Genomic DNA, 21,888 nt, shown 5'->3' on the forward strand with positions numbered 1-21,888 from the left:
AATAGTTTTATAAATTCCTTACTGATTCTTTAAACTGACGCCCTCTATCTTCATAGTTTTCAAACAAATCGAAACTTGCACAAGCAGGCGACAGCAAAACATTGTCACCAGATTCGGCCAACTTGTATGCAATTTTTACGGCTTCACTCATAAATTGAGTCTCAACGATTACATCGACCATATTCCCAAACGTCTGCATCAGCTTTTCGTTATCCACACCAAGACAAATAATAGCTTTCACCTTTTCATTAACAAATGAGAATAACTCCTCATAATTATTACCTTTATCTACACCACCAACAATCCACACGGTCGGAGCATCCATACTTTCTAAAGCATAATAGGTTGCATTTACATTTGTAGCCTTCGAGTCATTGATATATTGCACTTTATTAATCTTAAGCACTTGCTCTAGACGATGCTCAACACCCTGAAAATTCTCCAAACTTTCTCTTATGGTTTGTTTTCTTATTTTAAGTAAATGCGCCACGGTAGAGGCCGCCATCGCGTTTTTTATATTGTGCTTTCCCTCTAGTGCTAATTTTGTTGTTGGCATAACTATCTTATTATTATTTATTGTTATCTTAATTTCATCATTATCTAAATACGCACCGTTTCCCACAGGTTTTTCCAAAGAAAATGGTAACAGTGTAGATTGGACAGGATGTTTTTTTAAATGATTTGTTATCACTTCGTCATCGGCATCATAAATCAAATAATCTGATTTAGATTGATTCATAGCTATCCTAAACTTTGACCGAATATATTTTTCAAATTCATAATCATATCTATCTAAATGGTCTGGTGTAATGTTTAAAAGCACTGCTATTTTCGGTTTAAAATCGATAATATCATCTAATTGAAAACTACTTATCTCGAGTACGTAGTTCTCATAATTATGTTCCAAAACCTGTTTAGCAAAACTATCCCCTATATTACCTGCTAATCCAACGTTTAAATCATTTTTCAACAGATGATATGTTAGAGACGCTGTTGTTGTTTTTCCATTACTACCTGTAATGCCAACAATAGTACCATCGGTAAATGCTGCAGCAAATTCAATCTCAGACACCACAGGAATACCATTTGCTCTTATTGCCATTACCATGGCCACTTTATCTGGAATACCAGGGCTTTTCATCACCAGATCTGCATTCAAAATTTTAGATTCGGTATGGGTTTCATCCTCCCATTCAATCTCATTATTTATAAGAACTTGTTTATAGACTTCTTTTATTTTTCCTTTATCTGAAACAAAAACCTCAAAACCTCTATCTAAACCTAAAAGCGCCGTACCTACACCGCTTTCTCCTCCCCCTAATACAACCAGCCTTTGTTTAATCATTACGCTTTTTTTAGCCTGTTACTATTTAAACTCGGCTACCTGATTTTCAACGTTACTATTGAGACAATAGCAAGCAAAATTCCTATAATCCAGAATCTTGTCACTATTTTACTTTCATGATACCCAGACTTTTGATAGTGATGATGTAAGGGCGACATTTTAAAAATGCGTCGACCCTCTCCATACTTCTTCCTGGTGTACTTAAACCAACTTACCTGCATGATTACCGATAAATTTTCTGCCAAAAATATGCCGCACAAAACAGGTATAAGCCATTCTTTACGAACGGCTATTGCAATAACTGCAATAATACCGCCTATAGTTAAACTCCCCGTATCTCCCATAAAAACTTGGGCAGGATAGGTGTTGTACCATAAAAAACCAATGAGCGCCCCTACAAACGCTGCTATGTAAATGGTAATCTCCTCAACCCTCGGGATATACATAATATTCAAGTAGTCCGAAAAAATAATATTACCAGAAACCCAAGCAAAAATCCCAAGCGTTAGAACAATAATAGCCGAAGTACCTGCAGCTAAACCGTCTATACCATCTGTTAAATTAGCACCATTAGATACAGCTGTAATTATGATTATGGCAACAAGAATAAAAATGACCCAAGCATATTTTTCTAAAACTGGACTCACCCATGTAATGAGTTTTGCATAATCAAACTCGTTCCCTTTAACAAATGGGATGGTTGTTTTAGTTGATTTAATCTCTTCCTGAAACAATTTCGATGGCGCAATATTCGAATCTTGCTCCAATAAAACCTGACGTTCATGAAGAGGTAATTTCTCTTTTATAGTTACATCCTGATGAAAGAATAAGGTTGCGCCCACGATTACACCAAGTCCTACCTGACCTAAAACCTTAAAACGTCCTTTTAACCCTTCTTTATCATTTTTAAACTTTTTAATATAATCGTCGATAAAACCAATAACTCCCATCCAAAGTGTTGTAACAATGAGCAGAATGATATATATATTTTCAAGTTTAGCCAGAAGCAAAACCGGAACCAGAGTCGCCAATATGATAATAATACCTCCCATAGTTGGTGTACCAGCTTTTTCTTTCTGCCCATCCAAACCAAGATCTCTAATGGTCTCTCCAACTTGTTGCCTAAGTAAAAACTGTATGATTCGCTTACCATAAATAGTTGATATTAACAGTGACAAAATCATAGCCAATGCAGCCCTAAAGGTTAAGAAACCAAAAAGTGACGCTCCTGGAACTTGAAATTGTGACTCTAAATATTCAAATAGATAGTATAACATAGTTGGTTTTATTTCTATTTATTACTAGCTGCTAGCTTCATTTCTGCATTTGACTTAAACACTCCTTAACAATTTTTAAATCGTCAAAATCAAAACGCTCTCCCTTAATCTCCTGATAGGTTTCATGACCTTTTCCTGCTACGAGTATAATATCGTTAGGCTGCGCCATTTGGCAAGCAGCCTTTATAGCCTGATACCGATCTTCAATAGTTAATGTTTTTTTAAAATTTTGAGGTTCCACACCAGCTTCAATTTCATCAAGAATAACCTTAGGATCTTCACCCCGCGGGTTATCGTTAGTAAAAATCACTTTAGTACTTAATACTGTGGCAATATGCCCCATTTTAGGTCGTTTCGTTCTATCCCTATCGCCACCACAACCTACCACTGTGATTAACTCTTCGTTTTTAGTTCTTATGCTATTTATTGTATCTAACACGTTCTTTAAAGCATCAGGTGTATGCGCATAGTCTACAATGGCGGTAATATTATCTTTAGACTCTATATACTGAAAACGACCACTTACATTTTCTAAATCACTAATCAGCCTTAAGACCTCTCCTTTTTCTAATCCAAGCAATTCTGAAACAGCATAAATAGCCAAGACATTATAGGCATTAAAATTTCCAATAAGCTTAGTCCAAACCTCACTGTCATTTACCTTTAACAGCAAACCACCAAACTGATTCTCTAAAATTTGAGCTTTATAATCTGCATACTGCTTAAGGGCATAGGTTTTCTTCTTAGCCTTGGTATTTTGAAGCATATACAAACCGTTTTTGTCGTCGACATTCGATAAAGCAAAAGCGGTTTGAGGTAACTCATCGAAAAACTTCTTTTTAACATTTCTATATTCAGCAAAAGTTTTATGGTAATCTAAATGATCATGAGATAAATTTGTAAAAACTCCACCTTCAAAATGCAGGCCTTCCGTTCTATATTGATGTATTCCATGAGAACTCACCTCCATGAAGCAAAATTCAACTCCAGCTTCGCTCATCATACTCAAGTAGCGGTTAATACTTATAGAATCGGGTGTTGTATGAGTTGCTGCGTATTCCTGATTATCAACCAAAACTTTTACAGTAGAAAGCAAACCTACTTTATAACCAGCCTTTTTAAATAGCTGATACAACAAGCTCGCTACAGTTGTTTTTCCATTGGTTCCCGTAACTCCAACCAACCCTAAATTCTCGGACGGGCTACCAAAATAGTTTGAAGCCATAATAGCCATAGCTTTGTTTGAACTATCAACCTCTACATAGGTTACCCCATCCACTAAATCACCTGGCATAACTTCACAGACCACGCTATTCGCACCATTTTCGATCGCTTTTGAGATATAATCATGACCATCAAAAAGCAAACCTTTAATCGCCACAAAAAGATTATTTCGACTCACTTTTCTTGAATCAAAATTCATAGCATCAATCTCAACTGCAGTACTTCCAACCACAGCATTTATAGTCACTTTATACAATATGTCTTTTAATACCTTCATGATGCTTTTAAGACTACAGTTTGATTTGACTTAAGTTTGGTATTTTCACTAATAGACTGCGCTCTAATTACGCCATGCCCCTCTAAACGCACATTAATATCTACTTGCATATTCTCTAAGAGTACCAGAGCATCCATTGCTGGCATGCCTAATAGATTTGGCATAACAGTTTTATAAGTTTGTGCTGTTTCGTAAAACTTTTGAAAACTCACTTCTACATCTGCCACATTCATTTCTAAAGTCTCAACCTCATCTACTAATGGCGTATCCGTATATATTTTTTGAGCTACTCTTTTAAATACAGGCCCCGAAACATCTGCACCGTAATACCCTACACTTTTATCTGGCTCATGAATAACAACGATGCAGGAGTATTTTGGATTTTCTGCTGGAAAATAGCCTGCAAAAGAAGATATATAATTCAGTTTTTCTTTATCCCTATAATCCTTTTGACATGTCCCTGTTTTACCTGCCATAGAGAAGTTTTTAGAATACAACCTGTGCCCTGTACCATGATCTTTAGCAACTACATTTTTTAATAAATCTTGTAGCTTTCCAATAGTTTCATCCGAACAGATTTTCTTATTTACAACCTCTCTTTCAAAAGGCTCCACAACCTTATCGAATTCTTTAACCTCCTTTAAAAACCTTGGCTTAACCATTACCCCATTATTAGCAACAGCATTATAGAAGGCTAAAGTTTGAAGTGGTGTAAAAGAGACACCGTAACCATAAGCCATCCATTGCAAAGCAATACCACTCCACCTGCCATTTTTTACTCTAGGGTCGGGAATTATTGGTGAAGGTTCGCCAATTATTGGCAAATCTAAATCCTGATTTAGACTCATGCTATAAAGCCTATCAACAAACTTTTCAGGCTGTTTTCGATACCCCTTATCAATCACCTTTACAATGCCCGTATTTGAAGACACCTCGAAAGCTTTAGAAACTGTTATCTCCCCATAACCACCATGTTTTGAATCCCTAACTTTCTTTCCATAAAAGCTAATAACTCCTTTTTCTGTATCTACTACATCACTAGTATCAGCCACCTTATCTTCAAACGCTGCCGCCAAAGCCATCAACTTAAAAGTAGATCCCGACTCATGACTTTCGCCGACTGCATAATTTAAGCGCTCATAATAGTGTCCATTTTTATTTCTTCCTAAATTAGAAATCGCCCTAATCTCGCCGGTTTTGGTTTCCATTACCACCACACAACCATGATCTGCCTTGTACTTTTCAAGCTGTTCTAATAGTGCATGATGCGCTATATCTTGAATATTTACATCAATAGTTGTGTACACATCATAACCATCTTTTGGTTCCACCTCATTAGCGTCGCTTAATGGTTTCCATTGCCCTTTACCTATCTGTTGTTTCTTGCGATGCCCATCAACACCTCTTAAATACTTAACTCCAAAGGCCCCATCGATACCTGGCCTTGTTACATTTCCTTTTTCATCAATACGTTCGTAACCGATGGTTCTTTGGGCAATTCCACCCATAGGATGCTCTCGCTTTGTAGTTTGTTCTACAATAAACCCTCCTTTGAAAGTTCCAAGACTTAGCATAGGAAAACCTCTAAACATAATGTAATCTGAATAGCCAATATTTTTTGCTAACAGATAATACCTATTCCTATTAGCTCTAGCTCTCCTTAATCTATTTTCAATAGCCCTTGCAGACTTACCATTGTATTTAGCTAAAGATTCTGATAACTCTCGAATATATTTTTCAAAAGTTTTTGCTGAAGGCGCCAGAGCATCAAAACGTATATCATATTTTGGAATAGAGGTTGCCAATAAATTCCCTTTCACCGAATAAACATTCCCTCTGTTAGCAGGAATAACAACATCTTTAACCACACGTTTTGTAGCAAGTGCTTTGTACTTTTCCCCTTGAACAAACTGAATGCTTAAAAGTTTAAAGACCACAGCCACCCCAAAGACGAACATGCATCCAGCTATAAAATACAAACGGTTTAATATGCCTTTCTCACTTACTGCCAAGATTGAACTTTAATTTTGAGTTTTAACTTTTATTTTTTTTGGTGGAATATCAGAAACCTTCAACCCTTTTTCTTGCATAACTTGAACCACATGCGATTCCATTTTTAACATCATAAGCTTAGAACGCCCATCAACGAAAGCTGACCTCAACTCTTTAACTTCATTTTTAAGCCTTGCTATTTCGTATACTTTTTTATCTGCATTATGCGAACTTGCAATCATTACAAGTGCTAAACCAGATATAAACAAAATGAAACGCCAATTCCTAAAAGCATCATCACTAACTAAAAACGTTCCTTTTAATATGCTATACACCCCTTTTTTCATTACAATTTCTCAGCAATTCTTAGTTTTGCACTTCTGGCCCTATTATTCTCTTTAACCTCTTCTGAAGAAGGCACTATAAGCCCATTTACCTTTTTAAGGGGAACTTCAAAATTTCCAAACATATCGCGCTCTGGTTCCCCCTCAAACATGCCATTCCTAATAAATCTTTTTACCAACCTATCTTCCAGAGAGTGATACGAAATAAAGCTCAATCGCCCACCTGTATCTAAAAGCTCAGGCGTTTGCAACAAAAACTCCTTTAACACTTCAATTTCTTGATTAACCTCTATTCTTATAGCTTGATATATTTGCGCAAGAACCTTATTTTCATGTCTAGGCGGCAAAAACTTTTTCAAAATGGCTTTTAACTGCTTACTGGTTACTATTTGTTCATTTCTTCTATTTTCTACAATCAGTCGTGCCATGGCTGGTGCCGACCTTAACTCCCCATATTGAGACAATACCCGCCTCAAAGACTCCTCTTCATACTCATTAACCACATGAAAAGCAGACAACTCATTTTGCCGATTCATCCGCATATCCAGGTCTGCCTCAAAACGTGTAGAAAAACCTCTTTCTGCCATATCAAATTGATGAGACGACACCCCGAAATCAGCAAGAATCCCATCAACCTTTTTTACACCATGAAACCTTAAAAAGCGCTTGATATACCTAAAGTTTTCATGTATTAAAGTAAACCTATCATCATCTAAAGCATTTGCTAAAGCATCTTCATCTTGATCAAAAGCATATAATCTCCCACGATCATTTAGCCTGTTCAATATTTCTTTGCTATGACCACCACCACCAAACGTAACATCGACATACACACCCGACGGATTAATATTTAACCCATCCACCGTTTCGTTTAAAAGCACTGGATTATGATATTCCATGATCGTCATCGTCTTGTCCCATTACTTCCTCTGCTAAATCCGCAAAATCAACTGCTGCATCATCAATAGCCTGTTCATACAAATCTTTATCCCATATTTCAATAATATTAATAGCTGAAGCCACTACAATATTTTTTGAAATACTTGCAAACACCGTTAAATCCTTTGGCACTAGCAACCTTCCATTTATATCAACCTCGACCATTTTGGCTCCTGCCGTAAATCGTCTGATAAAATCGTTATTCTTCTTCTTGAACTTATTCAGCTTATTCATTTTCTGCATGAGCATTTGCCACTCACCCATTGGATAGAGCTCCAAGCACTTTTGAAAGACTGAGCGGCGAATTACAAACCCATCTTGCAACACCGCAGACAATTGCTTTTTGATAGCAGCAGGCATCATTAATCTGCCTTTTGCATCAACTTTACAATCGTATGTTCCTGTTATTAAGTCCAAAGCGGGTTAGTTGAAAATTAAATGTTTGAGTTTCAAATATATCGAAAAATTTACCACATTTTACCACTTCATACCACTTTGTTAATAAATTTTCGACCAAATCATTTATTAGACCGATTTAAAACGAAGTGATTTACCACCAACTGTGAAGTCTCCCTCGCTTTAACATAAGTTTCTATTCATAAAATAATGTTAACATCTTTTATTATTTATGGATTTCACCCATCAAAAACATCTCAATGAGATTTTTTTGTGAAACGAATAATTATCATGGAAATACCAATGATTTAACTATATTTGTTTTGAACGACTGACTAACGACAGATGACGCATCGCTTAAAAAAAGAAAATAAATACAGCTATATAGAAGCTGGCGAAGGCACCCCAATTATTGTACTGCACGGCTTAATGGGTGGTTTAAGTAATTTTGATTCTGTAACCAATTACTTTAGCAACAAAAGCTATAAAGTTATTATTCCTGAGCTCCCTATTTACACCATGTCTTTACTAAAAACGAACGTAAAGAGTTTTGCTAAGTATCTTCATGACTTTATCGCTTTTAAAGGATACAAAGAAGTTATTATTCTTGGAAATTCACTAGGCGGACATATAGGTTTGTACCACACCAAAATGTACCCAGAAACCGTTAAGGCTCTCATTATAACTGGGAGTTCTGGCCTGTATGAAAGTGCTATGGGTAGTGGCTATACTAAACGAAGTGATTATGAAGTGATAAAAAAGAAAGCACAGGATGTTTTTTATAACCCAGAAGTAGCTACTAAAGAAATTGTTGATGAGGTTTACGAAACAGTTAACGACAGGCATAAACTTATAAAAACTCTTGCCATTGCTAAAAGTGCGATTAGACACAATATGGCAAAGGACCTTCCAAACATGACTACCCCTACCTGTATAATTTGGGGAAAAAATGATACGGTAACTCCTCCGGAGGTAGCAGAAGAATTTAACGAACTCTTACCAGACTCTGAACTCTTTTGGCTAGACAAGTGCGGCCATGCTGCTATGATGGAACATCCTGACGAGTTCAATACGATTATGGATACGTGGCTTCAAAAAAGAGGGTATTAATTATTCTTAACAGGCCTGAAGTATTAATTGTTTACCCTAAAAAAAGAGGAACTAATGAAAATTAAATCTGCTGAGTTCGTTGTAAGCAACTCCGACGTTGCTAAATGCCCAAAAAGCAGACTCCCTGAATACGCCTTTATTGGGCGCAGCAATGTTGGGAAATCTTCATTAATTAATATGCTAACTAACCGAAAAAGCCTAGCTAAAACCTCTGGAAAACCAGGAAAAACACAACTCATCAATCACTTTCTAATTAATAAAAACTGGCACTTAGTAGACTTACCTGGATACGGCTATGCACGCGTATCTAAAAGCTCAAAAAAAGTGTTTCAAAAATTTATTACTCAATATTTTGCACTAAGAGAACAACTCGTTACAGCATTTGTATTAGTAGACATAAGACACAAGCCACAACCTATTGACTTAGAATTCATGCAATGGCTTGGAGAGCATGGCATTCCTTTTTCTATCATATTTACCAAGGCAGACAAACTTAAGCCAAATGCCATTGAGAAACATACTATGGATTACAAATCCATTTTGTTGGAATTTTGGGAAGATATGCCTAATTACTTTATTACATCCTCATCTAAAAACATTGGCAAAGAACAACTACTAACCTATATTGACTCTCTAAACAATAATATGTTAATTAGTAATGATTAAATTGTTTTGATAACAACCAGCGACAAGATATTATCAGACAACTGTTTTAATATTTCGTGAAGAAACAATTAACCAATAACTTAAACAAACCCTACTAACGGTTTAATCTGCCAGAAATGTCCCCTTCTAAAATAGTAGTAACCTCGCTCACAGTGGTTAAATTTACATCACCCTCGTAAGTGTGTTTTAAAGCACATGCAGCGCTTCCAAACTCCATAGCCTTACAATCATCAAAACGTCTTAATCCATAAATTAAACCTGCAGCAAAGGCGTCCCCAGTTCCCACACGATCGACTATATGTGTTATATCTAAATCTTTTGTCTCGTGAAATTTTTTGCCATTCCACATACGAGCCCGTATTTTATGCCAAGAAGAATTTAAAGAGGTTCGTATTTTGTCAAATACTTTTTCAATAGAAGGAAATGCTTGCATTAATTGTTTAGATGCGCGAATAAAATCCTCATTTGAATAGGAGTACTCTGTACCAAGTATTTCATTAATTTCATTTATACCACCAATAAAAATTGTAGAATAATGAAGCAGTTCTGAAAGCGCTTCTTTCGGATCCTTCCCATATTGCCATAATCCCCGCCTGTAAGTAGGATCTGCCGAAACCGTCAAACCCTTCTCTCTTGCTTTTTGAAGACCTTCTTTTAAAACATCAAAAGAACCTTGAGACAACGCAGGCGTAATCCCTGTCCAATGCAACCACTCCCCATCTATTAATGCTTCGTCCCAGTTCACCATATCTGGTTTGATTTCAGAAAATGATGAATGCGAGCGGTTATAAGAAATCGTGCTTGGTCGCATCACCGCTCCTACTTCAAAAAAATAGACCCCTAGTGGTCGTTTAGAACGCCCAATGGAAGATGTATCCACACCAAATTTATTTATATAGGAAATAGCGGTATCGCCAATAAAATCTTCAGATACGACTCCAATATGTTTTACGTTTCCACCAAAATTCGCTATCGAAACGCCGACATTTAATTCTGTTCCTCCAAAGAAAAATTCAACAACATTCGATTGAATAAACTTTTTCTTTCCTCTAGGTGAAATACGCATTAAAACCTCTCCAAATGTAATAACTTGTCCCATAATATAAATTTAACGTAATATAAATAAAACTTCAAAACTGAATATCTAACTAGGTTTTGTTTTGAAATCTAAAAACCCAATCTAGCAGCAATTACCCTTTCACATCTAAGGCATCTCTTAAAGCATTTCCTACCAGCATGAACGCCATAACCAAACTCATAATACACAACCCAGGTATTATCGCTAAATAAGGCTTTCCTAAAATAATATAATTATAATGATCCTTTATCATAGCCCCCCAGCTTGCCATAGGTGGCTGCGCCCCTATTCCTAAAAAACTTAAACCACTTTCAATCAATATAGCTGCTGCAAAATTTGCCGCAGAAATAACAATTACCGGAGCCATTATATTAGGAAGAATATGTTTTATAATAATACGAAAATCTGTATATCCCAATGCTCTTGCTGCCGTAACATATTGCATTTCTTTGACACTAATTATTTGCCCTCTAACCACGCGTGCAACCTCAACCCACATAGTTAAACCTACCGCTATAAAAACCTGCCAAAAACCTTTACCTAATGCTAAGGTAATGGCAATTACAAGAAGTAATGTTGGAATAGACCATGTAACATTAATAACCCACATAACAAGCGCATCTATTTTACCTCCAAAATAGCCGGCAATGCTTCCCATAAATAGCCCTATTATTAATGAAATAAAGACTGCCACAAAACCTATAAAAAAAGAAACTCTTGCTCCAACCAAAACTCGACTCAACAAGTCCCTACCATATTTATCTGTTCCAAACACAAAAACCTGCTCTTTAATATAATGGGATGGGTTATTATTAGGAAAGAAAGACATTGATACCGCTTTTTTTACGCCTTTCAAGCCATCCGAAGCATACTCAACATAAGCTAATGTATCAGCTGAAACTTCATAGCTAGATATCGGGACCTCTGTATCTGGATTTCGTTTTCCAAAAAACAACCTGCTTAAAGCGCTCTGACTTATTGTAGATTGCCCAGGAATAGTAAGCATAGTTACTTTAAAACCAGGTTTTTTAGAGTGAATTGCCAAATGCATTTGGTTGGCATGTTGAGTGTTATCTGGAACCAACACATAGGCGAATATTGAAATAGCCCCAACAAAACAAATAAACCAAAAACTAAAAACGCCCCAAAAATTTTTTTTAAATTTTTGGAGCGCCAAGCCCTTTAATGAGTTGGAATTACGACTCATGCAAACTACTATTTTTTAACTGTTGAGGCCACTTTTTTAACGGGATATGAAATCTTTAAATCCTCCAACACGTTGAGCGCTTCTTCTATATATACATCCTTGCTTAAGCTTTGATGCCAACGCTCTCTTTTTTCTTTCAGATCAGTGGTATCTTTATCGAATAACGCTTTTTCATAACTGGTTGATTCGAACGTTAAGTTCGATTTGTAATCAGAAATCGCATCAAACTGTTTGGCTTCTTCCTCATTTAATTCATTTTGATGATTATACTCATCATAATTAAGAGAAAACACAGTTTCATCAATCTTACTTTTAACCCATTTAGCATTTTGATCAATCAATTTTAATTGCTCGTTACTAGCCATTCGTGCTTTACTCTTAGCCACTGTTGAATCATAATCAAAATAATTTTCCCAAGATTTATAATTGGCAGCATCAATTTCATCCCAAGGCAATGGATTGTCTTTATCTTTTTCTCCTACATCTATATAGGTAAAACGTCCTGGAACCTCAACATCACTTTTTACACCTTCTAACTGAACAGACCCCCCATTTATTCTATAATACTTTTGGGTTGTAAGTGCTAGAGCACCTAAATCCCCCTGCGTATTATTTCGTAACATGTTATTGAGATTAATCACATTTTGCACCGTTCCCTTACCATAAGTTTGTTTACTACCTATAATTACAGCTCTTTTGTAATCCTGCATGGCGGCAGCCATTATTTCTGAGGCAGAAGCCGAAATTTCATTGACCAAAATCACCAAAGGACCATCCCAAGCAATGCTCTTATCTCTATCCTTCAAGACTTCTTTAGATTCTCCTGTGGAGCGCACCTGAACAATTGGGCCATCTTCAATAAAAAGACCAGCCATATCCACTACTGTTGGCAAAGATCCTCCACCATTATTTCGCAAATCTAGAACCAATCCTTCGATACCTTCAACTTTTAGATAGTCTATTTCTTTCTTAACATCTTTTGCCGCATTTACATTTTTATAATCCTGAAAATCTACATAAAAGGCTGGTAAATTAATGACACCAAATTTTTGCCCATCTTTTTCAACCACCGATGATTTTGCATACGTTTCAACTAATTCCACAACATCTCTTGTTATCACCACATCCTTAATGGTACCGTCAACCTTTTTAACAGTAAGGGTTACCTTAGTTCCTTTAGGCCCTTTAATATATTTAATGGCATCGCTTATACGCATTCCAACAATGTTAACAGGAAACTCCTCATTCTCTTGCTTTACTTTCAATATCACATCTTCAACTTCCAGTTCTTTGCTTCTCCAAGCTGGTCCTCCCGATATTAACTCAACAATCTTAATGTAATCCATGCGCTTCTGTAGTCGCGCTCCAATACCCTCTAATTTACCAGACATACGCTGATCAAAATCTTCTTTATTTCTTGGTGCCAAGTAATACGTATGTGGATCATATTCTTCAACAATGGTATTTACATAAAGTGCAAACCAATCTTCACGTTTCAAATCATCAACACTATCGTTAAAATAAATATCAATAGACTTAAGCGTGGCTTCCCTGGCTTCTTTCTCCATTTCTTCGGTAGTTTTCATGACGTACGATGGGTCCTTCTCTTTAGCCAGAACCTCTTGCTTCATTAAATCATCATAGTTAGAAATTGTAGAAAACTTCAATTGCTTCCTCCACCTGTCTTTCATTTGTTTCTTAGACTTTACAAACTCTATATTTTCATAATTGGTATCGAAAGTTTCATCAATGGTATAATCAAAAGGTTTCGACAATACCTCCTTGTATATCATTTTTGATTCCTCAATACGCTTTAACATACGCTCATGAACCAGATTAAAAAATGAAATATCTGTATCTTTTAGCTGATCGTCTATTTCTAACTTATATTTTTCAAAATCTTTAATATCCGACTGGTAAAAATAACGTTTAACAGGATCTAGAATCTCTATATAATCATTAAACAATTCTTCTGAAAACGCATCATCCATAGCAATAGGATCGAAATGTCCTTGCTCTAGTACAAACGTAATGATTTGAATTAGTAATTTATCTTTATCTGGATTGCTGAATTTTTTAGTAGTAAAACTACATGACGCAAAGGCTAGCAATAGCAAAAGCGACAGGATTTTATAATTCCTTTTCATAATATTTATCATCTATGCAATTTTGTTTGCTCGAAAAAGCACAACTTATTTTTCACTAAAATAAAGAAAAAACCATGCCATCGCCGAGAATTGCTACTAATTTTTTGTTAAACCAAAGAAATTAGGTGTTTCCTGACGAAATTATGTATTTTAGCGATGCTGTATTAATAGACAAAATGACAAAAAGGCCACTAATTCTAGTTACAAATGATGATGGCATAAGTGCTCCCGGATTGAGAACTCTTGTTGCGGTAATGAATACGATAGGAGACGTTGTTGTGGTTGCACCTGATAGCCCTCAAAGCGGCATGGGACATGCCATAACCTTAGATTCAACATTATTTGCTGAACAAGTTTTTTTTGACAAAGGCCCTCAAAAGGAATACAGTTGTTCAGGTACCCCAGCAGATTGCGTGAAATTGGCCGTTAGGGAAATTTTAGATAGAAAGCCAGACCTTTGCGTTTCTGGAATTAATCACGGTTCTAACTCAGCCATAAATGTTATTTATTCTGGCACCATGAGTGCCGCTATCGAAGCTGGTATTGAAGGTATTCCGGCAGTTGGTTTTTCTCTTTTAGATTACAGTTGGAACGCTAGTTTTGACGCCTCAAAACCTTTTGTTAAACGTATCGCTGAAAGTGTTTTAAAACATGGAATTCCTGAAGGCATTGTATTAAACGTAAATATCCCTAATATTCCTAAAAAGGATATTAAAGGCATTAAAGTTTGTAGACAAGCAAAATCTAATTGGGTTGAAGAGTTTGATAAACGCAAAACACCACAAGGTAAAGATTACTATTGGCTTACAGGGAAATTTGTGAACCTAGATGGAGGCCAGGATACAGATGAGTGGGCTTTAGAAAATGGCTACATATCGCTGGTGCCTTCTCAATTTGATTTAACAGCGCATCATTTTATAAAAAATTTAAACTCTTGGAATTTTAATGTATAAGAAAGAAATTGTTAAAGGTATGCTTGTTGGCCTTATTGCTAATACCATTGGTTTGTTTTTTGCTGCTAATATTTTAGGCCAAGGTGATGATTTTACAAATGTCATTAAGGCTGCTGCGTCAGAGGGCTTTTTGGGAAAATTAATTAGCTTGGGTGCTATTTTAAACCTCATTGCTTTCTTTATATTTATTAGAAGAAAAGAAGATTACAGAGCCCGAGGTGTTTTATTAATAACTGTTTTTATTGCAGTTTTTACTTTTGTTTTTAAACTCTTTTAAAAGGGATGAAGTATTACATTTTAGCAGGAGAAGCATCTGGAGATTTACATGGCTCAAACCTAATAAAAGCCTTATTAAAGCAAGATGAACAGGCTAAGATTAGGTTTTGGGGAGGTGACCTTATGGAAACTGCTGGTGGCACTTTAGTAAAGCATTATAAAGAACGTGCTTTCATGGGATTTACTGAGGTTATCATGAACCTAAACAAAATATTTAAACTCATCTCATTTTGTAAAAGAGACATTCAAAAGTTCCATCCAGATGTGGTAATTTTCATAGACAATTCAGGCTTTAACTTACGCATTGCTAAATGGGCCAAAAGCGCTGGATTTAGAACGAATTATTATATCTCCCCTCAAGTATGGGCCTCTCGCGCAAGTCGTGTTAAAGCTATAAAACGCGATATTGATGCCATGTTTGTTATTTTACCCTTTGTGAAACCTTTTTACGAAAAGTACAATTATAATGTAACTTTTGTAGGACACCCCTTGATTGATGCTATTGCAAACAGAAAACAAGTTGGAGAATATGCATTTAGAGATCAATATAAATTAAGCAACAAACCAATAATAGCCCTGCTTCCTGGAAGCAGGAAACAAGAAATCACTAAAATGCTTTCAGTCATGTTAAGTTTGGTAACTGAATACCCAGACTATCAGTTTGTGATTGCGGGTGCCCCAAGTCAAGATTACAGTTTCTATCAAACCTTCATTAAGTCTGAAAACGTAAAATTTATAACTAATAGAACTTATGACTTATTAAGTATTTCCTATGCTGCCCTAGTAACTTCTGGAACTGCCACCCTAGAAACTGCTTTATTTAAAGTCCCCCAAGTGGTTTGCTATAAAGGCGGTGCCATTTCTTATCACATTGCAAAACGAATTATTACTTTAAAATTTATTTCGCTTGTAAATTTAGTTATGGATAAGGCTGTTGTAACTGAACTTATTCAAGATGACTTTAACAAAAATTCCTTAAAAACTGAACTTGATAAATTGCTAAACCATGAGCATAGAAAACAAATGTTCTTAGACTATTTTGAATTAGAAAAGACATTAGGAGGAAAAGGCGCTAGTGAAAAAACAGCTCGCTTAATTTATCAAGGCATACAACCTACGCAATGAAAAAAACGCTTATTATTCTAATTCTTGGAAGCTGCCTACTTGCTTGCAAAGCATCTAGAAAATCTGGGAGAAAGCAAAAAAATCGAGTTGAAGTCGTTCAAAAAAATTCAACGCAAGAATCAAACAAGATAGCTGATAAAAAAAAGGCTAAAAAGAAAAAAGAAACCCCAAAGTCTCAAGCAGACCAGATTATTGATTACGCAAAACAATTTGAAGGTGTACGCTATAAATGGGGAGGTACTACAAAATCTGGTATGGATTGTTCTGGGTTAGTCTATGAATCTTTCAAAACATACGATATTACGCTTCCAAGAATATCAAGGGACATGGCTAAAAAAGGAAAAAAAGTTTCTTTAAAAAAAGTACTGCGTGGCGACTTATTATTTTTTAAAACGGGCAACAGACGTAACTCTATAAATCATGTGGGACTTATTGTAGCCATTAGAAACAATGATATAGAATTCATTCATGCTACAAGTAGTAAAGGGGTTATAGTCTCCCATCTAAACGAAACCTATTGGTTAAAAGCTTTTCATGAGGCTAGGCGTATTTTGTAAGATTTTTTATATATTACAGCAACATGCCTTTGCTGAATTTTAATATTATTAAATTAACGATATGCCTAATTTCTGGCATTATCATAGGGTACTATTTTAACATCTCCCTTAGGCTTTCTATTTGTATTTGTGGAATCCTATTTAGCATGCTATTAGCCGCTTATACGTTTTCAAAAAACAGGATAAAAAAAACTATTTGGTTTGGAGTTATTTCCATGATTACAATGCTTTCAATAGGCATTCTTATAATCAATTTTCATAATCCAAAAAACAACCCAGACCATTATTCTCATTACATTTCAAATAGCCTTAAAAATAATGAGACTATATGTTTTCGAATAAGAGAAGTATTAAAACCAGGATTATATTACAATAAATATATTATCGATATTATTTCGATTAATGATAATCCCGTATCTGGCCGATTACTTCTTAACATCAAAAAAAGCCCTCACAACGTATCACCTAATGTTGATGACACCTATATTACTAGAAGCTCTTTTAAAAACTTGACTTCGCCACTAAATCCCCACCAATTTGATTATAAAAACTACCTCAAAAAGAACTATATATATCAGCAATTATTTATTGATGCTCAAAATTTGCTAAATACTAATTCGAGTAAGCTAACGCTTTTAGGTGTTGCCGACCATATTCGGGATTACGTTAACCTTAAACTTGAATCATACCATTTTAGTCATGATGAATTAGCCATAATCAATGCACTACTGCTTGGACAAAGACAAGAGATCAGCCAAGAGGTTTATTCAAATTACTCGAACGCTGGTGCCATACATATTCTTGCTGTATCTGGACTACACATTGGCATAATTCTAATCCTCTTAAACTTTGTTTTAAAACCTCTTGAGTATTACAGGAGAGGTAAGCTTATCAAAATGCTTATAATTATTTGCCTATTATGGAGCTTCGCCCTTATAACTGGATTATCTGCCTCTGTTACCCGAGCGGTAACCATGTTCAGTATTTTGGCTATTGCCACGAATTTAAAAAGACCAACCAACATTTATAATACACTGGCTATAAGCATGCTCATCATATTGCTTTGTAAACCTTTATTTTTATTTGATATAGGTTTTCAACTAAGCTACGCGGCTGTTTTTGCAATTGTTTTAATAGACCCATTTCTATACAAACTCTGGCAACCGTCAAATAAACTTTTCAACCTATACTGGCACACCCTAACTATAACTATATCAGCCCAGTTAGGAATTATTCCAATTAGCCTCTATTACTTTCATCAATTCCCTGGTCTATTCTTTATATCAAACCTAATTATTGTACCGTTATTAGGCTTTATTCTCGGCTATGGTATTCTTGTTTTAATATTAGCTGCAATAAACGTTCTACCACAAGCCCTCGCAAATTTTTACGGTTTTGTTATTGAGACTATGAATAGCTTTGTAAAATGGATTGCTACTCAGGAAACCTTTTTATTTAAAGACATTTCATTCCCTGTTGTCTATGTTTTTACATTTTATTTTTTGATTTTAACCCTTATTCGATTTCTTATTAAACAAAATTACCAAACACTTAAATGGCTGCTTATTTCTATACTGATTCTGCAATTGGGTGTTGTTTACAATGCCATAAGCACAACTTCTAATGAGTTTGTTATTTTTCATAAAAGCCGACATACCATACTTGGAAACCTACAAAACAGGAAAGCACAAATAGCCCATGATTTCGACAACGCTACAAAATCAGGTTATAATATCATTAAAGACTACAAAATTGGAAAACAAATTAGAGAGGTCGCGTTTACTAAAGTTTTACCAGTTTACAGGATAGACAATAAAAACTTACTAGTTATAGATAGTCTAGGAGTCTATAAACCAAAGTCCTTCAAACCAGACTATGTATTAATAACTCAGTCTCCAAAAATCAACTTAACAAGGCTTATTGACTCATTGCAACCCAAATATATTATTGCAGACGGGAGCAACTACCCAAGTTATATTAAAAGATGGTCGAACATTTGCCTAGAAAAAAATACTTCATTCCATCAAACTAGTAAAGATGGTGCTTTTGTTATTAGACAGTGAATCTAAACTAATCTAAATGTCTTTTTCAACAATATTATTAGCGACATCCAACCACTTTTCAGCGCCACCCCTTACATAGCCTGTACGCCCAAGGCTCTTTAAATTAGTACGGCCGTCTGTCGTTTTTTCTGGTGACACAAAATAAACAGTTGGATACCCTCTAACTTTAAAGATACTTTGAAGATGCTGGTTTTGCCCCCTCGTTTTATCGTCTTGAGGGGTTCTCTTAGGAAAATCAATTTCAACTAAAACCACACTATCAGACCAAGCTTGAAAGTCTGATGTCATAAACACTTCTTTTTGAAGTTTTTTACACCATCCACACCAATCTGAACCTGTAAAAAACAACATCATCTTTTTGTTTTCCTTTGTAGCAATATCAAGTGCTTTTTCCATGTCGGTATGCCAAGTTAATTCCTGAGCATGTACAGTAGCAACTACTAAGAAAAATGCGAAATAAGTGAATAGAATCTTTTTCATAACTTTCAAACTTTACCCTCCATTAAACACAGGTGTAAAGGCTTTATAATAAGCACTGAACTCCTCTTGTGTTGTAATCTTTTTATGGTCGTCTTTTTTAAACATTTTTAAATACAATTCCAACTGTTCTGGTGTTTTATATCCAGTAATAGGAGCTATTACTTCCGCTTTTTCATCCATAAAAACTATAGTCGGGTAAGCGCTGACTTGTAAATATCTCGCTAATTCATGAACCGAGTTTCTCGAATTCTTTCGTGCCGGATCGTAATTAGGGTTTCCAAATTGCTTATTTTTATAATTCAACAATTCATTCCCTTCTCCATTAAACTTTACGGCATAATAATACTTATTTACATAATTTGCTACATCTGGGTTTTGAAATGTTCTATTATCTAGTAATTTACAAGGACCACACCAATTTGTATAAACGTCCATTATAATCTTTCTAGGTGATTTCTTTTGAAGTTCTATAGCCTCTTCAAGGCCCACCCATTGTATTTCTTGAGCCCATGAACTAAAGCTAAATACTATAACCACCAATAAAATAATAGTCTTTTTCATAATTATGTAGGTTGCAATACTTGTTCCGAACTTACAAAAAATGCTCCTAAATAGAAGCATTTCAAATGTTTTTTAACTTTTTTATCGATTAACGAACACCGTGCATTAACTTTTTTAACAACGGATGTAACATAAGGGAGACAAAACCTAACCCAATGGGTATGAATGTAAAAATCATAAAGAAAAAAGAAAGACCATGCTCATTGGTAATCTTTTCAATATCGCCCCCTACATAATGCGCTAACTTATTACCAATTGCTATGGCTAAATAATAAACACCAAACATAAACGCAATCATACGTGCAGGTATTAGCTTACTTAAATAAGACAGCCCCATAGGGGATAAACACATTTCACCTAAGGTATGGAACAAATAAGCAAATACCAACCAAGCCATACTTAAGCTCGCCGTTTCTGCGCCCAAGGGTACATCTTTAGCCCCAAAAGCCAAAAACCCAAACCCTAGTCCTAAAAGGAATAGCCCCAAGAAATACTTAACAGACGCTGGAGGATTGTATTTACTATCCCACCATTTTGTAAATAAAGGCGCAAAAATGATAATAAATAAAGAATTAAGGATAGCGAACCAAGTTATGGGCACTTCGGTTTCGGTAGATTGAAATTCATAATATATTTTATATAACACAATAACCCAAACAATCACAAAGCTAAACCCAAGAATGATATTTGAAAGACCTATTCTATTAAACGTTTTCCTAAACAAACTCAATAAAACATATGTAATAACACCTAATGGCACTACTGTAACTATTAAATCTACAATCTTAAAAGTCGTGGCCGTACCACCTTCTAAAATTCTATTGGTATAATCTCTCGTGTAGAGAGGAAGCGAACCAGCAGCCTGTTCGAAAGCGGCCCAGAAAAAGATGGTAAAAATACAGAATATTGAAAACGCAATCATTCTATCTCGCTCCAAAGATGTATATCTTGGTATTCTTACAAGTAACAACAATATAAAAGAAATAGCCGCTAGTAATGCAAAAAATAAGGAATCTGATAAACCTCCAATAGTAAAGTTAAAAGCTTGAATCCCACCTATTTTACTAAGGGGATCATTAATAATAAAAATGATTGCCGATATAGAAAAAATAGCAACCAAAATATAATCAAAAACTGAAAAGGGATTTAACTGCACAGTAGGCGCTTTATCTGCATTACTAGACTTTGCTGTTTGCTCAAGACCTTCACTTTTATTAACAGGTTTATCTCCTATAGTCCCAAATAAAGGTTGTGCAAAATAAAACTGTAGCATCCCTAACAACATAAAAATACCGGCCAAACCAAAACCAAAGCTCCAACCAATTTTTTCGCCAACCCATCCACAAAGCATAATGCCAATAAAAGCACCCGCATTAACACCCATATAAAAAATGTTGTAAGCACCATCTTTTTTATCATCATGACCCTCATACATTTTGGATATAATAGAGGTCATATTTGGCTTAAAAAACCCATTTCCAACAATAAGAAAGGCAATACCTATGTATAAAAAAGTAGGTGTTTCTATTGCCATAGAGGCGTGCCCAAGTGTCATTAGCAACGCTCCAATAACCACAGCCATTCTATAACCAATTTTATTATCGGCTAACCAGCCTCCAAGTAACGGAGTTAAATAAACCATCATGGCATATGTACCCAACAAAGATAAGGCTGCCGACGAGCTCCATTCCCATCCTGGGTTATCTCCAAGAAGAGATCCCGTTAAAAAAATAACAAGTATGGCGCGCATGCCGTAATAAGAAAAACGCTCCCACATTTCCGTAAAAAACAGAACAAACAACCCTGAGGGATGCCCTAAAACTTTGTCTTTAAAAAATTGATCTGTTGAGTTTTCAGCCATAATGTTATTT

20 protein-coding genes are annotated in these 21,888 nt (G+C 35.4%); 7 read left to right on the forward strand and 13 right to left on the reverse strand.

Annotated features, from left to right (window positions below; genetic code table 11):
- Positions 1 to 7 precede the first annotated feature (7 nt).
- The 7 genes from murD to mraZ form a co-directional block, all read right to left on the reverse strand.
- Positions 8 to 1,345 (reverse strand): UDP-N-acetylmuramoyl-L-alanine--D-glutamate ligase, encoded by a 1,338-nt coding sequence (gene murD / locus E5D58_RS01480; RefSeq protein ID WP_136480056.1) that lies wholly within the window; start codon positions 1,343 to 1,345, stop codon positions 8 to 10.
- Positions 1,346 to 1,380: 35 nt separating this feature from the next.
- Complete coding sequence (mraY, locus tag E5D58_RS01485; RefSeq protein WP_136480057.1) at positions 1,381 to 2,622, reverse strand: phospho-N-acetylmuramoyl-pentapeptide-transferase; 1,242 nt, start codon at positions 2,620 to 2,622, stop codon at positions 1,381 to 1,383.
- 37 nt (positions 2,623 to 2,659) lie between these two features.
- A complete protein-coding gene (locus tag E5D58_RS01490; protein ID WP_136480058.1) occupies positions 2,660 to 4,123 on the reverse strand; it encodes a UDP-N-acetylmuramoyl-L-alanyl-D-glutamate--2,6-diaminopimelate ligase in 1,464 nt (487 codons plus the stop codon).
- The gene (locus E5D58_RS01495; RefSeq protein WP_136480504.1) at positions 4,120 to 6,081 is read right to left on the reverse strand and encodes a penicillin-binding protein; all 1,962 of its coding nucleotides are present in this window, start codon (positions 6,079 to 6,081) and stop codon (positions 4,120 to 4,122) included. The genes E5D58_RS01490 and E5D58_RS01495 overlap by 4 nt, the downstream gene beginning before the upstream one ends.
- Positions 6,082 to 6,144: 63 nt before the next feature.
- The gene (locus E5D58_RS01500) at positions 6,145 to 6,462 is read right to left on the reverse strand and encodes an FtsL-like putative cell division protein (RefSeq protein ID WP_136480059.1); all 318 of its coding nucleotides are present in this window, start codon (positions 6,460 to 6,462) and stop codon (positions 6,145 to 6,147) included.
- Positions 6,462 to 7,358, reverse strand: a complete 897-nt coding sequence (rsmH, locus tag E5D58_RS01505) for a 16S rRNA (cytosine(1402)-N(4))-methyltransferase RsmH (protein ID WP_136480060.1) — start codon at positions 7,356 to 7,358, stop codon at positions 6,462 to 6,464. Before rsmH ends, E5D58_RS01500 begins: the two co-directional genes overlap by 1 nt.
- Positions 7,345 to 7,815 (reverse strand): division/cell wall cluster transcriptional repressor MraZ, encoded by a 471-nt coding sequence (gene mraZ, locus E5D58_RS01510; RefSeq protein WP_136480061.1) that lies wholly within the window; start codon positions 7,813 to 7,815, stop codon positions 7,345 to 7,347. Before mraZ ends, rsmH begins: the two co-directional genes overlap by 14 nt.
- A gap of 324 nt (positions 7,816 to 8,139) precedes the next feature.
- Between mraZ and E5D58_RS01515 the strand changes: the two genes are divergently transcribed.
- Complete coding sequence (locus E5D58_RS01515; protein ID WP_136480062.1) at positions 8,140 to 8,904, forward strand: alpha/beta fold hydrolase; 765 nt, start codon at positions 8,140 to 8,142, stop codon at positions 8,902 to 8,904.
- Between the two features lie 54 nt (positions 8,905 to 8,958).
- The gene (gene yihA, locus E5D58_RS01520; RefSeq protein WP_136480063.1) at positions 8,959 to 9,570 is read left to right on the forward strand and encodes a ribosome biogenesis GTP-binding protein YihA/YsxC; all 612 of its coding nucleotides are present in this window, start codon (positions 8,959 to 8,961) and stop codon (positions 9,568 to 9,570) included.
- A 94-nt stretch (positions 9,571 to 9,664) separates the two neighbouring features.
- Here the strand turns inward: yihA and E5D58_RS01525 are convergent, their stop codons facing one another.
- The 3 genes from E5D58_RS01525 to E5D58_RS01535 all read right to left on the reverse strand — a co-directional run bounded on the left by E5D58_RS01525 (position 9,665) and on the right by E5D58_RS01535 (position 14,002).
- On the reverse strand, positions 9,665 to 10,669 hold the full coding sequence (locus E5D58_RS01525; RefSeq protein ID WP_136480064.1) for a sugar kinase: 1,005 nt from the start codon (positions 10,667 to 10,669) through the stop codon (positions 9,665 to 9,667).
- 91 nt (positions 10,670 to 10,760) lie between these two features.
- Complete coding sequence (locus E5D58_RS01530) at positions 10,761 to 11,855, reverse strand: ABC transporter permease (protein WP_136480065.1); 1,095 nt, start codon at positions 11,853 to 11,855, stop codon at positions 10,761 to 10,763.
- Between the two features lie 8 nt (positions 11,856 to 11,863).
- Positions 11,864 to 14,002, reverse strand: coding sequence for a carboxy terminal-processing peptidase (locus tag E5D58_RS01535; RefSeq protein WP_136480066.1), 2,139 nt, complete (start codon positions 14,000 to 14,002; stop codon positions 11,864 to 11,866).
- Between the two features lie 176 nt (positions 14,003 to 14,178).
- Here E5D58_RS01535 and surE point away from each other — a divergent pair, with 176 nt between their 5' ends.
- The 5 genes from surE to E5D58_RS01560 all read left to right on the forward strand — a co-directional run bounded on the left by surE (position 14,179) and on the right by E5D58_RS01560 (position 18,976).
- Positions 14,179 to 14,955 (forward strand): 5'/3'-nucleotidase SurE, encoded by a 777-nt coding sequence (surE, locus tag E5D58_RS01540; protein ID WP_136480505.1) that lies wholly within the window; start codon positions 14,179 to 14,181, stop codon positions 14,953 to 14,955.
- Positions 14,948 to 15,232, forward strand: coding sequence for a hypothetical protein (locus E5D58_RS01545; protein ID WP_136480067.1), 285 nt, complete (start codon positions 14,948 to 14,950; stop codon positions 15,230 to 15,232). Before surE ends, E5D58_RS01545 begins: the two co-directional genes overlap by 8 nt.
- 5 nt (positions 15,233 to 15,237) lie before the next feature.
- Positions 15,238 to 16,356 carry a lipid-A-disaccharide synthase gene (gene lpxB / locus E5D58_RS01550; RefSeq protein ID WP_136480068.1) on the forward strand — a complete coding sequence of 373 codons (1,119 nt, stop codon included), beginning with the start codon at positions 15,238 to 15,240 and terminating at the stop codon, positions 16,354 to 16,356.
- Entirely contained in the window at positions 16,353 to 16,913 is a 561-nt protein-coding gene (locus E5D58_RS01555; protein WP_136480069.1) for a C40 family peptidase, read from the forward strand. Before lpxB ends, E5D58_RS01555 begins: the two co-directional genes overlap by 4 nt.
- A 146-nt stretch (positions 16,914 to 17,059) precedes the next feature.
- Positions 17,060 to 18,976: a ComEC/Rec2 family competence protein gene (locus tag E5D58_RS01560; protein ID WP_235835816.1), complete on the forward strand. Its 1,917-nt coding sequence runs from the start codon at positions 17,060 to 17,062 to the stop codon at positions 18,974 to 18,976.
- Between the two features lie 12 nt (positions 18,977 to 18,988).
- Here the strand turns inward: E5D58_RS01560 and E5D58_RS01565 are convergent, their stop codons facing one another.
- From E5D58_RS01565 to E5D58_RS01575, 3 genes are all read right to left on the reverse strand, one after another.
- Entirely contained in the window at positions 18,989 to 19,456 is a 468-nt protein-coding gene (locus tag E5D58_RS01565; protein ID WP_136480071.1) for a thioredoxin family protein, read from the reverse strand.
- 12 nt (positions 19,457 to 19,468) lie between these two features.
- Positions 19,469 to 20,017 (reverse strand): thioredoxin family protein, encoded by a 549-nt coding sequence (locus E5D58_RS01570; protein WP_136480072.1) that lies wholly within the window; start codon positions 20,015 to 20,017, stop codon positions 19,469 to 19,471.
- Positions 20,018 to 20,105: 88 nt separating this feature from the next.
- On the reverse strand, positions 20,106 to 21,878 hold the full coding sequence (locus tag E5D58_RS01575; RefSeq protein ID WP_136480073.1) for a peptide MFS transporter: 1,773 nt from the start codon (positions 21,876 to 21,878) through the stop codon (positions 20,106 to 20,108).
- Between the last annotated feature and the right edge of the window lie 10 nt (positions 21,879 to 21,888).

Origin of the sequence: Cognatitamlana onchidii, from assembly GCF_004804355.1 — a bacterium.
In the GTDB taxonomy this organism is placed as follows: domain Bacteria; phylum Bacteroidota; class Bacteroidia; order Flavobacteriales; family Flavobacteriaceae; genus Cognatitamlana; species Cognatitamlana onchidii.